The sequence below is a fragment of the Staphylococcus sp. URHA0057 genome, assembly GCF_000620265.1.
Taxonomy (GTDB): Bacteria; Bacillota; Bacilli; order Staphylococcales; family Staphylococcaceae; genus Staphylococcus; species Staphylococcus pasteuri.
This window is the reverse complement of the sequence record NZ_JHVS01000008.1, coordinates 39,397-55,780: the sequence shown is the minus strand read 5'-3', so window position 1 is coordinate 55,780 and position 16,384 is coordinate 39,397. Positions and strand designations below refer to the sequence as shown.

Sequence of the window (16,384 nt, the reverse complement as noted above, 5' to 3'; positions counted from 1 at the left end):
TCATTTACTCCCTCCCATTATTTAAGATAGCTAAACTATCAGCAATTCGCTTTTGATATTCTGATTGTCTTTCTTCTCCACGATAAATTTCATGGTACAAACGTCCATCTTTTATAAATATGACTCTATTCGCATATGAAGCATCAATATTAGAATGAGTCACCATCAAAATCGTTTGTAATTGTTGTTGATTAATTTGTTGAAATAATTGCATTAAATGTTTTGAACTTTTCGAATCAAGTGCACCAGTGGGCTCATCAGCTAATAAAATTTGGGGTTGTGTAATAAGCGCTCTTGCTATAGCTACTCGTTGCTTTTGTCCTCCAGAAATTTGGTTAGGAAATTGATTTAATATATCACTAATATTAAGACGCTGAGCTAAGTTATCAATACGCTGTTGCATAACTTTAACTGGTTTATTAGCTAAAACTAATGGCATTAAAATATTATCTTTGTTAGTCATTGAATCTAATAAATTAAAGTCTTGAAAGACAAAACCTAATTGTTCCCGTCGAAATGAAGCGATATCTTTCGATTTCAGTGATGCTAATGATTGACCATTGATTTGAATCGTTCCTTCTGTAAATTGATCGAACGTCGCAATAAGTTGAAGTAAAGTTGTTTTTCCAGAACCTGATTCTCCCATAATAGCTACAAATTCACCTTTATCAACAAATAAATTCATATCACTTAATGCTTCTGTCCTATTTAGCCCCTTGCCAAACACTTTTTTAACTTGCTTCACTTCTAATAACATATGGACGCTCCTTTCCTAATCATTACCTATTTTATATTAAAAAATAACCAACAACATTTATAATTTCTTACAAATTTTGTTGGTTACCTTACAATTTTGAAAGTTATCATTCTCTTGGAAAATCAATCGTAAATTGCGTACCACTGTTTAATTTTGATTCTACTTCAACGTTTAAATTAAGATGTTGAGATATGTGTTTAACAATAAATAAACCTATACCACTAGATGATTCATTAAGACTCCCATTATATCCAGAATATCCTTTGTCAAAGATTTTCGGTAAATCTGCTTGGCTAATACCTATACCATTATCTTTGATATGTAATTGTTTTGTTTCTGAGTTAAAGTTAATCCAAATATCTTTGCCACGTGCATACTTTAATGCATTATTTAACAACTGTTCTATTAATATAGATGCCCATTGTGCATCGGTTAATACGTTATCATCAACTGATTGATAATGGATTTTAGTATTTTGTTCAATAAAATGTACACGATACTTCATAATTAAAGGCTTGATTAACTCGTCAATTTTTACTTCTGAAATACTCATATCAGAAGCTTCATTAAGTAATTTCAAATAACTTAATGCTAGACTAGTATAATTATCTATTTGTACTATTTCTTGTCTTACTTGATTAACAACATTATGTTCATTACGTTCTAATAATAATTGGGTGGCAGTAATAGGTGTTTTAATTTGATGTACCCATGTTAAAAAATAACTTTCAATATCTTTTTGATATTCAGCTTGTCGTTTTTTTGTTTCAAATAATTCTTCTTCAAGTACCTCTATTTTATGTTTAAGATTAACTTGTTTTTGAAATCCTAAATAACTAATCCACCAATAAATCAGCATAATAAATAAAACAATAGCAATACCAAGCAGCAATGCACTCATTGAAAGTGAAAATACAAAAAAGATCACAGCAAATAATAATAATATTAATGTGACGATTGCAACTTCATTTTTAATTGTTTTTATAAAAGGTAACATCATTTTATTTACACCCTATATCCAACATTTTTCTTCGTTTCAATAAAGTCTTTTAAACCAATTTGATTTAATTTCTTGCGCAGTCGCGTCATATTAACGGCTAATGTATTATCATCTATATAATTTTCAGATTCCCAACATTTTTCAATCAAAGCATTGCGTTTAACGAATTTCCCTTCATTTTGGAATAATAACTTTATGATTTGAAGTTCTGTTAAAGATAATTGTATTGCTTCTTCGTTATAAATAATTTTGGCCTCATCAATAATTAACTTACAACCTTTGACAGTTAATTCATCATTGGAAACTGCTAAATCATAGGTGCGACGAAGTAAAGCTTGGACTTTAGCAACCGTTAATGATAAATTAAATGGCTTTTCTATGAAGTCATCGCCACCCATTTGGATAGCCATAATTTGATCCATATTATCCGTTCGAGAACTGATAAATATAATAGGCACATTAGAAATCTTTCTTATTTCTTGGCACCAATGAAATCCATTTAATGTCGGTAGATTAATATCTAACAATACTAAGTCAGGTTGATATGTGATGAAGTCATCTAAAATATTTGAGAATTGTTTAGCTATACTTACCTCATAATTCCAATTTTTAAGTTCATTAGCTAAACTTTCTGCAATGACAAAATCATCTTCTACTATAAAAATCTTCATTAAGATACACCTTTCGTTGCGCTAAATTGATTTATCTTGATGTTTATCTTTTTCATCAGTTTGATGTTGAATATGATTTTCATTTTGATTGTTTTTAGCTTCTTGGTTCTTTTTCCTTCTTTTTTCTTCATAAATACTTAAAGCAATAAAACCTACTATAAATAATGGGGATAACATCACAAATATCATTTTCTTCACCTCAGTCATATTAGCTTAAGAAGTTACGATGGTAAATACACACCTTAATTTCTCTTACTACACTGTATTTATTATCTATTTTACATCTTTATTATAAAAAATACATTTGTTATGAGTGATTTACTTTTACATTTCTTAATGTAATTAAAATTTATTATAGATTTACAATCTATTTACATGAATATCATAAACAGTCAAAATTATTTTCTTATAATTAAAATGTAATAAGTATATACATATTTTAGGAGGCTTTTTAATGAAATCTTTTAAACATATTGGTAAGTATTTGTTGTCGGGTAGCATAGTCGCTGCAACATTATTAAGTACGACAAATATATCTTCAGCTTCAGAAACAAATGCTGATAAAAGTAAGGATAAAAACAAAGATGACGCAGTAGCCTTCGGTAATACTAAAAATCCAAAAAATGTCATCTTTTTAGTGGGTGATGGTATGGGTCCATCATTTAATACGGCCTATCGTTATTACCAAAATGATCCATCTGCAAAATCTATGAATCCTACCACTTTTGATAAATACTTAAAGGGTACGAATCGTACATATCCAAACGATCCTAAAGAAAACGTGACAGACTCAGCTGCAGGAGCAACTGCATTTAGTTCTGGTCATAAAACGTATAATGGTGCCATTGGTGTGGACGAAAATAAGAAAAAAGTTAAAACAGTTTTAGAAGACGCTAAAGAAAAAGGCAAATCAACTGGATTAGTATCAACTGCTGAACTCACTGACGCAACACCAGCTGCCTATGCTTCTCATGTAGATTCAAGAGATAAAAAAGACGAGATTGCTAAACAATTTTATAAAGATAAAATTAATGGCAAACATAAGGTCGATGTACTTTTAGGTGGTGGCTCTAAATACTTTGGCAAAGAGAACGGCAATCTTGATGAAAAATTTAAAAAAGATGGCTACGATGTTGTATCTAACAAAAATGAGCTTAATCAATCTAGCAAAAAACAAGTATTAGGGTTGTTCTCAGAAGAAGATATGCCGCTTCAAATTGATGCGCCAAATAGTAACCCATTATTAGTTGATATGGAAAAAAGTGCTTTAAGTAAACTTGAAAAAAATGATAAAGGATTCTTCCTAATGGTAGAAGGTGCTTCTATTGATAAATCTGCTCATCCAAATGATGTAACAGGTGTCATGTCTGAAATGCAAGGCTTTGATAAAGCATTTTCAAATGCTATTGATTATGCGAAAAATCATAAAGATACACTAGTTGTGGCTACAGCTGACCATTCTACTGGTGGTATGACAATTGCAAAAGGCAAAGATTATAAATGGAATCCTCAAGCCATACATCAAATGAAACATTCTGGCTCATATATGACTAAAGAAATCGCATCAGGAAAAGATCCTGAAAAAGTTATTAAAGAAGGCTATGGCATTGATTTCCCTAAAGAACAAATGGATAAAGTTAAAAAAGAAGCTAAAAAGCTTAAAAAATTAACTAAAAAAAGTAAAGATGACGAAGATCCTAAAGTAGAAGAACAAACAACACATCTTCAAGATGCAATCCAAAAACCAATTAATGATGAATCTCATACTGGTTGGACAACATATGGTCATACTGGTGAAGATGTTAATACTTATGCATATGGTCCTGGTTCTAAAAAATTCACAGGTAATAAAGAAAATACTGATAGTGCTAAAAACATATTCGACTTTTTCGCTAATGACGTCAAATAATGATTTTAAAAAATGATTTTAAAAAAATCCGGGATGAGTAATACCTCATCTCGGATTAATTTCATGTATACAGTTATATTAAATATCTAAATTAATATTCAATATTTGGCGCTTGGTTTACATGGTTTTGATATCTTTTAAAAGCATAGTAACCTGCACCAACTAAAGTTAAAAGTATAGCTAATTTTTTCATCATCAAAACTCCTTTTCAATTTATTCATTTCAATTATCGCTTTGAAATTCTTATGACATAATTATACACTTTTTTCCAATAATTTTAAAAACCTTAATCTAATAGGATTGAAAAAACATAAATTAAATTTAATATACTTAGCACAAATATACAGAATGAGTATGAATGACAACTGCTTCAGGAGAACTTTTTAATTAGATATAAAACGATATAAGTTTATAAAATATCTTTTATTACTCTTGTCCTTTTAAATGCTCTATATGTTTAAAACCATCTCTTCGAATTGCTAGTTCTTCCATAATATCGTACCAATTATGACCTACTTTTTGTTGGATTGTTTGTAATAAGTGATCTTGAGCATAATTAAGTTCATTGATTAACGCGTTCCCACTGTTAGTTGAATATAATTGTTTTACTCGACGATCTTTGTCGGACGTTTTCTCTATGATAAGTCCCTTTTCTTTTAAAGTTCTTAATGTAGCATGTGAACCTTGTTTTGAGATTTCCAAAGTTTGTAATAACTCTTTAATAGTAATACCTGGTAATTTATTGATAAAAAATAAAAACCGGTGATGCTGACGACTCATGCCATATTGTTCAATAATGTCGTCGGCAGTTGTAACAAAGGTTTTATATGCGAAGTAAAACAACATATGTTCATAATCATTTTTATTTGTCGACATTTGCTTTCTTTCCTTTTCTTATGTTTAAGACTTATTATAATAAAAATTCAGTATTTCGTCATGTTTATACTTATAACTAGAAAGGTCAAGTTAGTTGACTTTATAATCTTAAAAAGTTATCTTTTAAATGTAATATACAAATACATAAACGAAGGTGGAATGAGTTATGAAACAACGTGTAGGACAATATTTGATGGATGCAGTACACGCTGCAGGAGTAGATAAAATATTCGGTGTCCCTGGCGATTTTAACTTAGCCTTTTTAGACGATATAATTTCACATGAACACGTAGAGTGGATTGGCAATACGAATGAATTAAACGCTAGCTATGCTGCAGATGGTTATTCACGAATCAATGGTTTAGGTGCATTAGTCACTACTTTTGGTGTAGGTGAATTAAGTGCTGTCAACGGTATTGCAGGTTCTTATGCCGAACGCGTACCTGTTATTGCAATTACTGGGGCACCTACTCGAGCGGTTGAATCTGCTGGTAAATATGTTCACCACTCATTAGGTGAAGGTAAATTTGATGATTACAGAAAAATGTTTGAACCCATTACTACAGCTCAAGGATACATTACACCTGACAATGCAACGACAGAAATTCCAAGACTAATTCAAGAAGCTATAAATGAACGTCGCCCAGTTCATATCCATTTGCCTATTGATGTAGCTATGACTGAAATAGATGTGACTTCAACGTTCCAACCTAAGCAACCAACAGAACAAGATATCTCTAGCTATATCAAAATGATTGAAGATAAATTGAACGCTGCTAAGCAACCTGTTATTATTGCAGGTCATGAAATTAATAGTTTTGGCCTACATTCAGAGTTAGAACGATTTGTTAATCAAACAAATATACCAGTAGCACAACTTTCTTTAGGTAAAGGTGCTTTTAATGAGGAAAATGAACACTACCTTGGGATCTTTGATGGTAGTATCGCTGAAGAAAATGTTAAAAACTATGTTAACCAAAGTGATGCCATCTTAAATATTGGCGCTAAATTAACTGACTCTGCAACAGCAGGTTTCTCTTATGAATTCGATATAGATGATGTCGTAATGTTAAATCACAACTATTTTAAAATGAATGAAACAACTTCAAACGATATTGCTTTACCTAACTTATTAAAAGGATTAATGAATATTTCATATAAAAATACATCTGATTTCCCTTCATATGTTAGAGAAGAAAATAACGATTATATATTAGATGATCAACCTTTAACACAAGCAACTTATTTCAAGATGATGCAAAAATTCATACAACTTGATGATATTTTAATAGCTGATCAAGGAACGTCATTCTTCGGTGCATATGACTTATCTTTATATAAAGATAATACATTTATAGGTCAACCTTTATGGGGCTCAATTGGTTATACATTACCTGCCACACTAGGCACTCAAATTGCTGCGCCTAACAGAAGAAATATTTTATTAATCGGAGATGGCTCATTACAATTAACTGTCCAATCATTATCTACTATGATTAGACAGCAATTGAAACCTGTTATATTTGTTATTAATAACGATGGTTATACGGTTGAAAGATTAATCCATGGTATGAAAGAACCTTATAATGATATTCATATGTGGGATTATAAAGCGTTACCTGCTGTGTTTGGTGGCGACAATGTTGCAGTTCATGATGTCAACACATCCCATGAACTTAAAGATGCTTTTGAAAACATAAACGCTAATAATGATCGTATGCATTTCGTCGAAGTCAAAATGGCTGTTGAAGATGCACCAACTAAATTAAGCGATATTGCAAAAGCATTTGCTTCACAAAATAAATAATTAAGCATTAACTTCATATAACAACTTACTGGTATAGAATTCCTCTTGAATAATGAAATTTAGTTCATTATTCAAGAGGATTGTTTTTATTGATACTGAACCATTTTTTCTTCTTCTAATTTTTCAATAACATGATTAATAGTCTGTTCCTGGATTTCTGTTTTAATTTGTTCATGTATTTCATCTTTAATCATAGGATATAAATGATCAATAATTTGTTTACTTGCAATTTCACCTATCTCTATTTCATATTTTTGATAAAGAAACGATTTTAATTCTTTAGAGACTTCTATAATCATATATATCACCTCTTTTTAATAATTTATTTTAATCCTCCTAAAGTTAATGCCATTATTGCTTTAATTGAATGTAAACGATTCTCTGCTTGCTTAAAAATAATAGAATACGAACTATTAAATACTTCATCAGTAATCTCCATTTCAGAGAGTCCATATTTCTGATAAACTTCGTTACCTACTTTAGTTTGTGTATTATGGAAAGCTGGCAAACAATGTAGTACTTTTACATTCGGATTTTGAACTTTTTTAATTATTGACATGTTCACTTGATAAGGTTTTAACATTGCTACACGTTCTTCTATAACATTTTCAGGTTCTCCCATTGAAAACCAAACATCAGTATATAGAGCATCTGTTTGATATATTGTATTATCTATTTCACTACTTAATTGTATTGTCGCCCCAGTTTGTTGTGCGTATTCTTTAGCCATAGTTACTACTTTTTCTTGTGGTAATCGTGACTTAGGTGCAACAATGTTTATATTGACACCTAATAAAGCGCCTGTAACTAATAAATCACTAGCAACATTATTTTGAGCGTCACCCATAAAAGTCAACGTTTTTCCTTCCAATGTACCCCATTCCTCTTTTAAAGTCATGAAGTCAGCTAACATTTGAGTAGGATGCCATTCATTCGTTAATCCATTCCAAACTGGTACATTTGCATATCTTGCGAATGTTTCCACATCATCATGTTCATGCCCTCTAAATTCAATGCCATCATACATACTTCCCAATACTTTAGCAGTATCATAAATAGATTCTTTTTTACCTAAATGAATTTCATTTTGACCAAAATAATCAACATTCATTCCTAAATCATGTGCTGCTACACTGAAAGCAGCTCGAGTACGTGTTGATGGTTTTTCAAAAATAATAGCTATATTTTTATTAGTAAGTAATTGATGTGGTTGATTATTTTTCTTTTCATCTTTTAATAGTCGTGCTTTTTCAATAATATAATTCAATTCTTCTTTAGTATAATCAGTCGATTTTAAAAAACATTTACCTTCAAAGTTAAATTCTCTCATGTCATCAACTCCTTGATAACATATTACAATAAAATTAATATAGATTCAATATAATGATTATTTATGCATAAATTAAAAAGTGCTTTTCCCTTTGTTATTCTGATTAGTTGCTATCTAAACGGAAACAAAATACGTTTTCTATGTATATATGTTTTTGTAATATAAAACTATTTCATGATGTTTCTCATGAAACATTTTAAAAGTAAAAGACTAAGCAACAGTCATGTAATTATTTTTTCAAAAATATTTTTCTACAGTTCAAACTAGTTAATATAGTTATTTATATCTTCTTGGTTTCACTTTGAAATTAAGACTACTCGATGTCTACCGTAAGACAAACCTAAGTGTGACGTATATTAAAAAAGCCTTTCATTGTCTCATTCACAATGAAAAGCTTTTAACTAAATAAATATCATTAAACGCCGACATCTTCCCATGATTGATTTACTTTGTCTGCAGTGGATTTATCATATAAATCAAGTGCTGCTTGATGTAATGATTTTTTTGCATCTTCAAAATCAGAATTTGAAGAAAGATATTGTGTTAATGTTCGATAATAAATTTGTTCTGCTTTATCTTTACCAATACGTTTGATAGTTAAGTACGCAGCTTTGTTAGGTATACCAGAATTGGTATGTACTCCGCCATTATCTTCTTGAGTTTTTGAATAATGTTTCATATTAGATGGTTGATCATATTGTTCTGGTTTAGACATACTTCTAAGTGCATCACCTTTAACATTAGGTGTGTATATATCTTCACCTATTAAAAAGTTATCACTATCAATAAAGTATGCAAAGGTATCAGAAATACTTTCATTTAAGGCTCCCGGTTGATTTTCATATACTAAATCCGCTGTTTCTTGAGTGATTCCATGTGTAATTTCATGTGCTACAACATCTTTAGCACCAGAGAATGGTAAATAATTTTCATTATCGCCATCACCATAAATCATTTTGTCTCCAATCCATGCAGCATTATTTCGATTATCTTCATTTTCAAATTGGTTAACATGTGTCAGTGAATCGATAGTACTTCCTTTATCATCATAAGATTCTCGCCCAAATTTATTTTTATAATACTCGTAAACGTCTTTAGCATAGTCATTAGCGTCTACACCAGCTCGTTGGGACTGATTTACAAAGTTTTTATCCTTATCAGTCATTAGTTTCGAATCACCTGATTTATCATTATAGTCATAAGCTGAAATTTTACCTTGATGTGTCACATCTTGCAGTGCATAACCTTTCTTTTGACTATTGATATTAATTTTTTTGTTTTTATTTAGTACACTTTTGCCTGTACCTTTAGTAGCAGCATGTTGCATATTATTTAATTTATCAACGACCTCACCTGTTTGAGCATCTACTTGTATAGTCCAGTGAGATATTTTAGGGTATGTTGTTACGATTTCAATATTATAAACATATTTATTATGTTGACCACTAATTTGGATATTATTCTCTTTAACAACATTATCTTTAAAGTTTTTAGCTTTATTTGATGACATTGAAATAGATTCGAATGCTTTATTCAGAGCTTCGTTTTTATTAATTTCAATACTATTACTAGGCTTAATTTCACCACCACTCGTATTTCCGTTGATAAGAACTACTTTCCCTTTTGGATCTGTATGTATTTTAACTTCTCTATCAGGCACATATGTATTTTTAAACTTTGGCTGTAAAGTGTAATGGGTATAACCTAATTGGTCAGTTTTCACCTCAACAGTTTTGTAATGTTTATATTGTTTTTTCGCATTTTTATCATTAGGTAATACTTTTAATGCTTGGAATGCTTTATGTTTTTCTGTAATTTCTATTTTACTTTTAGTTGATGACTGTTCGATCTTAGCATCGGCATTTCCACTATAAATAGAACTGCTTAATGTTAATAATGAGATGCCTGAAATAGCAATTTTTGAAATTTTATTCATAGAACTCCTCCATTTATTCACAAAATTTATAATCTCCCCCAATAATATTTATATTTTTCAAAAAAGTAAATGCAAATTCCATAAAATACTTTGAATATTCTTTATAAAACACAATAAAAAAGACGTCATTTAATATATGACGTCTGTAAAAAATCTTATTTTATTTAATTTTTTTGATAGCTTTATCTTCTTTTATAGCTACTTTAGTTTTTTCATAACCAATTACTATACGATCAATTTTACCTTTAGAAGAGTCAAACCATAATGTTTCACCTTTTTTATTAGGTTGGTAATAATAGATACCAGTATTATTGTTTTTACCATTATTTACTTTTTTCAAATCTTTACCATATGATTTTTGTAAATCAGTTAGCTTCAATTGTTTTTTCAATGGAATATCAACTAGTGAAGCCTTTTTAGTTTTTTTATCATATTGGCGGAATAATTGATCTGATTTAACAATATTTTTTGTTGAATTTGTTGATGCAATTTTTATACCATTAAATGTTACGTTTTGAGCTTTGATAGCATTTTTGAAGTTTTTATCTAATACGAATTTTGCATCGTAACCTGCGTCACCTTTATAAGTATAATATGCATTATGTTGTTGTGTAGTTGCTGCATGAGCAGTAGTATTTATAACTGGCGTCGCACTCGCTGATGCACTTAATAATGTTCCAAAAGCTAATGTAGACGCAATAATTGTTTTAGTCTTTTTATTCATGAGAGTACCTCACTTTCTTTATCTGTTACTATTTCTCTCAATGAGACTTCTAAATTATACGCTATCGGTCAAAGACATACAATTAAAAGCAATTGTTATTACATATTTGTAATATTCAAATTGTTGATGAACATAAAACACTTGTAAACATAATTAATTTTTAACATTCTTCTAAATATGTAGTTAGCAGTTGGATATAATAGTCTATGAATTTTAAATAATCCGCTTTATTCACACACTCGTCGATTTGATGAGGTCCTTTTCCTGGTCCAATCATTAAAAATGGAAAAGCATCTGTTTTACCTTTTAATAAATTAGATGCATCTGTAACTGCAACAGTTGGTGTAATCACTAATTCAGATTGATTGAAGTAATTTGTCGCTAACTGATGTCCTAATTTAAACAAGCGATTGTCTCCAGTAGTCACTACAGGATCCAAATCTAAATATATGTCGTGCGTTAATTTTGCTCCTTTATCATTTGCCATGTTGATATATTTTTCAAATAAAGCTTTAACTTTTTCATTATTGTATTCAGGAATCGTTCTAATATTATATTCAGCAGTTGCATAATCTGGAACTGAATTTACTTGAGTGCCACCTTTAATGATGCTATTTGTCATAACAAGACCTTGTATTCTAGTTTGCACTTCTTCTTTACTAACATAACTAGGTAACTGACTAGCCATTTGGTCGACCATATTACCATAGTTTAATGCTGTCCCTTTTATATTTTGAGTGATTTCTTCGTATTCTTTATTAATATTTTGAATAAATTCAATCAGTGGTGTGATCGCATTTTCTCCCATAAACGGTGTTGAGCTATGGCTTGAACGACCTTTAGATGTAATTCTAATATCCATAGAACCCTTATGTGCATATACAATACTAGGATATGATGGCTCGGCTATCACAAGTGCATCTACGTCATCCATATAACCTTTACGATATAATTGCTCTGATCCAGCTTGTTCCATTTCTTCTCCAGCAGTTGCTAATAATTTAATTGTTCCTTTAGGTAATTGGCCACTTTCTTTAATTTCTATCATTGCTATCACTAATGCTGCTAGCCCTGACTTCATATCAGCAGCACCTCTGCCGTATAAATAGCCATCTCGTTCTGTTAACTCAAACGGAGGCGATGTCCATTCCTCATGATTTCCTTCATGTACAACATCCATGTGCCCTGAAACTGCAATTACTGGCTTTCCTGAGCCAATTGTTGCAATAAGATTTGCACGTTTATCTGATACTCTGTCTATTTCAGATTCAATATTATATTTGTTAAGACATTGCTGTAAATACAACGCTACCTCTAATTCATTATCATTAACTGTAGGAATAGATACAATATCTGATAAAATTTTTACTTTTTCTTCGTTAGTTAATACAGCCATAAATTTCACTTTCTTTCCTATCATATTTGAAGTCAATTAACATTCTTCATTAAAAATATAATTAAATGATATGTTCTTATTCAGAAAATTGATTATAATATAATTAATTATCATCGAAGTTAATGGAGGATATGCTTTTGAAAAAAATATTAGCAAGTATTGTCGTTTTAGCACTTGTAATAGCATTAGGATTTTCTGTTTTCGCAGCTTTAACTCATCAAAATAAATCATCACATCACAAAACAAATCATCAAACTGAAGACAAAGATAAAAAGAAAGACTCTAAAGATAAAAAACAAACAACTACTAAACAGCAGGAGCCTGTTCAAACTGAGCCTTCATCGTCTCAACAACCAAGTAATACACGCTCTAATAGTTCAGCTAGTCAACAAACGATTCAAAAATCAAATAAAAATAATAATCAAACGTCTCAAAATCAATCAACACAAGCCAAACAATCAACACAACCTGCACAATCTTCACAACGTAGTAGTAATCAACCAACTCGTTCACAACAACCATCAGCATCTAAGAAACAAAATCAATCTAATACGAGTACAGAAACTCCTAAAGCTAACAATGGACAAACTACTAACCAAAATGCGAATCACTCATCGCAGAATAACAGTAGTAATTCAAATAAACAGAACAAATCAGAATAAAATAAGAAATAGGGTTAGGTCATTCTCACACAGGCTCAATGAGCTGAATGTCTAATCCTTTTTTGTTTTGATTTTAATTAAATCTCACTTCAATCTTTCCACTTAGCGCTAACTATTTCATCAAAATCATCACTTATTATCTTCATATCAATGAATTATATTAATATATTATAATATTATTTAAAAATGATTTTGTGTGCAAGTAACTTCTCTTAAGAAAATCACAAAAAAATTCTAGCACCAAGACATTAATTAACTGTCTTAAGTGCTAGAATCTAATTGTTATTATTCGGTTACATTACTTTCATCAACTTTAGCTGAGACTTTTCTCATTAGAGGATCAGTAATCGGTTTAAGTACTACACCTATAATTATAAACGCTAATCCAAATGCTGCTAAAATAATCACTTTTGTAATTAAAATTTCAGGCACAATACCTCCTACTGTTTCACGTAAAGCGTCAATAGCGTAAGTAAATGGCAAGTACGGTGATATCGTTTGGAAGAATTTAGGCGTTGTTTGAATTGGGAACGTTCCGCCACCGCCTGCAATTTGTAATACTAAGAAAATAATGGCAATTGCTTTACCTGGATTTCCTAATAACGATACACATGTATAGATAATTGAGTTAAATACTAACGAGCAGAACACTGCTATCGTTACGAATAATAATGGTGATTCAACAGCTGCTTTTAATATTACCAAATCTCCTATAGATACAATTAATGATTGAACAATACCTAATAAGAAGAAAAAGCCTGCTTTGCCCATGAAAATTTCGCGTGGTGTGAGTATCGGTTTCAATGATTCATGTTTATTGTCTACTGATAATAAACTCACCATCAATAACCCACCTACCCATATAGATAATGCAGTGTAGAATGGTGTCATTCCTGATCCATAATCTTTAACTGGGAAGACATCTGTTGTCTTTTTATTAATTGGATGAGCAATGACATCAGCTTGTTTTTTCAAATCATTTTTTAGAGTATCGATTAAATTATCAACAGCGTCATCTTTATCCAATTGCTTGAAAATTTTATTTGCTTTTTTCAAGTCTTTTTCAACGCCTGGTAATTTATTTTCAGAGAAGTCGGCTAAATTAGACAATGCCTCTTTAGCTCTAGGTTGATTTTTATCTAGTAGATTAACTGCATTATCATATCTACTGAACAATGATGGTAAATTATCATTTACTGATTGTGTTGCATTAGCTAGGCGTTGTTCTAATCCAGGTAAGTCGTTTCTAACAAAATCTGCGGCCTTACCAACGTCTTTCTTCACGGTTGGGAAGTATGCTTGTGCTGTTTTCATGGCATTGATATAAGCTTGTTCTATGCTAGGTAATGCTGTTTGAATACGCTCAATTCGTTTTTGACCGCTATTTAAAATACTTTGACCTGAATTAATCACTTGATTAATTGAATTTAATTTAGATTGTACATTTGATAATGTTTGTTGTCCTTCAGATAATTGTGCAGTAATGTCATTTGAGATATTTAATAAGTTTTGGTTTAATTCCTTCTTAATATACGTACGGAATTGACTTAATGCACTGTTTGTATCTTTGATATTTTTTAATACATTAACCGCTTCTGCTTTACCAGAACTTCCATTTGATAAGGCATTGATTAATTGGTTTGTAGTTCTTAATTGCTTGTTCAAATGATTGTTTGCAGATTTAATTTGTTTAATTTCCTTAGACAAATCAACATCTTCATTTTTCTCAAGTTCTGATAAGATATCTATAAATTGTTGATTATATTTTGTAGCATTTTCTAATCTTGATTTAATATTATCTAATGGTTCTTTAAACTCAGATGGCTTATCTGATGACAAAATACCATAAGATACATTTTTCAGCGCATCCATATCTTTTTGTGATGCGTTTGCTTGTACATCACTCATATTGGATAGTGATAATAACGATTCAGTCAATGCAGTATTCATTGATTTCACATCATTTGAAGTAACAAACTCATTAGAATTACTATTTTCATTATTACCAGATGTACTCAATGATTTCGTTTTAATATTTGAATTATAACTATGTCCTTCATCATGCTGTTTACCATGTGCACTCTGTTGACTTGTATTAGTTTGTTGTCGTAAGTCTTGGTTCACATTATTATTAGCATTTTGTGCTCGTCCAGCTGCGTCTTGGTAATCACCAACTCTATTTTGAACTTGAGTTAAAAATCCTTTAGCATCAGTCAATTGATCGTTTGCTTCATCAATACCTTGTCCTGCAATAGATACCCCTTTATTTATTTTAGGGAATTGTGCTGGTACATCATTCGCTGCAACATTCAAGACGCGTTCAATGTTAGGCATATAATTATTTAAAGCTAAAATTAATTTTGCCCTTTCGTTTAATGCAGGAATTGATGCATTGACTTGATTGAGTTTTTCTTGTGCATCTAAAATATCACCTTTATAATTACCAAGATTTCTAAATTGATTCGCATATTGATCAAGGTCATCCTGATGGTCATTTAAGTAGATAATTTTATCTTTAAATTTATTTATTTCTGGTAATGATTTATTAGCTGCGTACACTGCATTTTTAATTTTATTAATTGTAGGTACTTCGTCTTCAATTTTCAATCCTACTTTATTTGCTTCTGCAAGTAACGCTTTGGTCACAGTTTGGTTAAATTGTTCATTGGCTTTTTCTACTACCATCGAAGAACCTGTATCTGTTAGTTTTGCAGCTACAGCATTAATTTTTTGATTAACTTTGAAATCAACATCCGCCTTTTCAGGATGCTTTCTTAAAGTACCTGTAATTTGGTGTGTAAACTTACTTGGTATGTATATGCCTGCATAGTATTTCCCCATTTTTATTTCATGATCAGCTTTTTCTCGACTTACAAATTGCCAATCAAAGCTATCATTTTTCTTAAGGGTTTGTACCATTTTGTTACCGACGTTAATTTCTTTTCCTCTTACTTTGTCACCTTTATCTTCATTAACAATTGCCACTTTAATATGTCCAGTATTACCATACGGATCCCACATTGCCCACAAGTTAAACCAAGCATAAAATGAAGGTAATATAGCTAAACCAGCTAAAATCACCCAAACTGCCGGTGTCTTAGCAATTTTCTTTAAATCCGTTTTAAACAGTTTCAGTGCGTTTTTCATTGTCACACTCCTAAAAACAATTTATTAACTTTTCTACCTATTTTGTCACAGTCTTTATACTCATTTTATCAAATGTTATTTTACATTTTTCTAAAAACAATTTATTTTTCTTATAAAGGTTAGTATAATACATTTTGTTAGGTTATTATAATTCGTTGATATGTATCAA

At 30.5% G+C, this 16,384-nt stretch carries 15 protein-coding genes; 3 read left to right on the top strand and 12 right to left on the bottom strand.

From position 1 onward, the window contains the following. Positions 1-4 precede the first annotated feature (4 nt). From N524_RS0105860 to N524_RS13560, 4 genes are all read right to left on the bottom strand, one after another. A complete protein-coding gene (locus N524_RS0105860; RefSeq protein ID WP_029055922.1) occupies positions 5-757 on the bottom strand; it encodes an ABC transporter ATP-binding protein in 753 nt (250 codons plus the stop codon). 106 nt (positions 758-863) lie between these two features. Beyond that, entirely contained in the window at positions 864-1,757 is an 894-nt protein-coding gene (locus tag N524_RS0105855; protein WP_029055921.1) for a sensor histidine kinase, read from the bottom strand. Between the two features lie 5 nt (positions 1,758-1,762). Beyond that, entirely contained in the window at positions 1,763-2,428 is a 666-nt protein-coding gene (locus N524_RS0105850; RefSeq protein WP_029055920.1) for a response regulator transcription factor, read from the bottom strand. 21 nt (positions 2,429-2,449) lie between these two features. After that, a complete protein-coding gene (locus N524_RS13560; RefSeq protein ID WP_183998722.1) occupies positions 2,450-2,617 on the bottom strand; it encodes a hypothetical protein in 168 nt (55 codons plus the stop codon). Positions 2,618-2,882: 265 nt separating this feature from the next. Between N524_RS13560 and N524_RS0105840 the strand changes: the two genes are divergently transcribed. Next, positions 2,883-4,337 carry an alkaline phosphatase gene (locus tag N524_RS0105840; RefSeq protein ID WP_029055919.1) on the top strand — a complete coding sequence of 485 codons (1,455 nt, stop codon included), beginning with the start codon at positions 2,883-2,885 and terminating at the stop codon, positions 4,335-4,337. Between the two features lie 91 nt (positions 4,338-4,428). Here the strand turns inward: N524_RS0105840 and N524_RS13170 are convergent, their stop codons facing one another. Further along, positions 4,429-4,530, bottom strand: coding sequence for an SE2200 family small protein (locus N524_RS13170; protein WP_017637237.1), 102 nt, complete (start codon positions 4,528-4,530; stop codon positions 4,429-4,431). 233 nt (positions 4,531-4,763) lie between these two features. Beyond that, entirely contained in the window at positions 4,764-5,213 is a 450-nt protein-coding gene (locus N524_RS0105830; RefSeq protein ID WP_029055918.1) for a MarR family winged helix-turn-helix transcriptional regulator, read from the bottom strand. 166 nt (positions 5,214-5,379) lie between these two features. On the opposite strand from N524_RS0105830, the gene N524_RS0105825 reads away from it, so the two are divergent. Further along, positions 5,380-7,020 carry an alpha-keto acid decarboxylase family protein gene (locus N524_RS0105825; protein WP_029055917.1) on the top strand — a complete coding sequence of 547 codons (1,641 nt, stop codon included), beginning with the start codon at positions 5,380-5,382 and terminating at the stop codon, positions 7,018-7,020. An 86-nt stretch (positions 7,021-7,106) separates the two neighbouring features. Here N524_RS0105825 and N524_RS0105820 read toward each other — a convergent pair whose 3' ends face one another. The 5 genes from N524_RS0105820 to N524_RS0105800 form a co-directional block, all read right to left on the bottom strand. Beyond that, positions 7,107-7,319, bottom strand: coding sequence for a hypothetical protein (locus tag N524_RS0105820; RefSeq protein WP_029055916.1), 213 nt, complete (start codon positions 7,317-7,319; stop codon positions 7,107-7,109). Between the two features lie 23 nt (positions 7,320-7,342). Continuing rightward, positions 7,343-8,350, bottom strand: coding sequence for an ornithine carbamoyltransferase (gene argF / locus N524_RS0105815; protein WP_029055915.1), 1,008 nt, complete (start codon positions 8,348-8,350; stop codon positions 7,343-7,345). Positions 8,351-8,765: 415 nt separating this feature from the next. After that, positions 8,766-10,286: a M4 family metallopeptidase gene (locus N524_RS0105810; protein ID WP_029055914.1), complete on the bottom strand. Its 1,521-nt coding sequence runs from the start codon at positions 10,284-10,286 to the stop codon at positions 8,766-8,768. Between the two features lie 160 nt (positions 10,287-10,446). Then, the gene (gene isaB / locus N524_RS0105805; protein ID WP_029055913.1) at positions 10,447-11,010 is read right to left on the bottom strand and encodes an immunodominant staphylococcal antigen IsaB family protein; all 564 of its coding nucleotides are present in this window, start codon (positions 11,008-11,010) and stop codon (positions 10,447-10,449) included. A 160-nt stretch (positions 11,011-11,170) separates the two neighbouring features. Beyond that, complete coding sequence (locus N524_RS0105800; RefSeq protein WP_029055912.1) at positions 11,171-12,406, bottom strand: ArgE/DapE family deacylase; 1,236 nt, start codon at positions 12,404-12,406, stop codon at positions 11,171-11,173. A 137-nt stretch (positions 12,407-12,543) separates the two neighbouring features. Between N524_RS0105800 and N524_RS0105795 the strand changes: the two genes are divergently transcribed. Continuing rightward, positions 12,544-13,068 (top strand): hypothetical protein, encoded by a 525-nt coding sequence (locus tag N524_RS0105795; protein ID WP_029055911.1) that lies wholly within the window; start codon positions 12,544-12,546, stop codon positions 13,066-13,068. Between the two features lie 285 nt (positions 13,069-13,353). Here the strand turns inward: N524_RS0105795 and N524_RS0105790 are convergent, their stop codons facing one another. Further along, the gene (locus N524_RS0105790; protein WP_029055910.1) at positions 13,354-16,215 is read right to left on the bottom strand and encodes a YhgE/Pip domain-containing protein; all 2,862 of its coding nucleotides are present in this window, start codon (positions 16,213-16,215) and stop codon (positions 13,354-13,356) included. Positions 16,216-16,384: the final 169 nt, after the last annotated feature.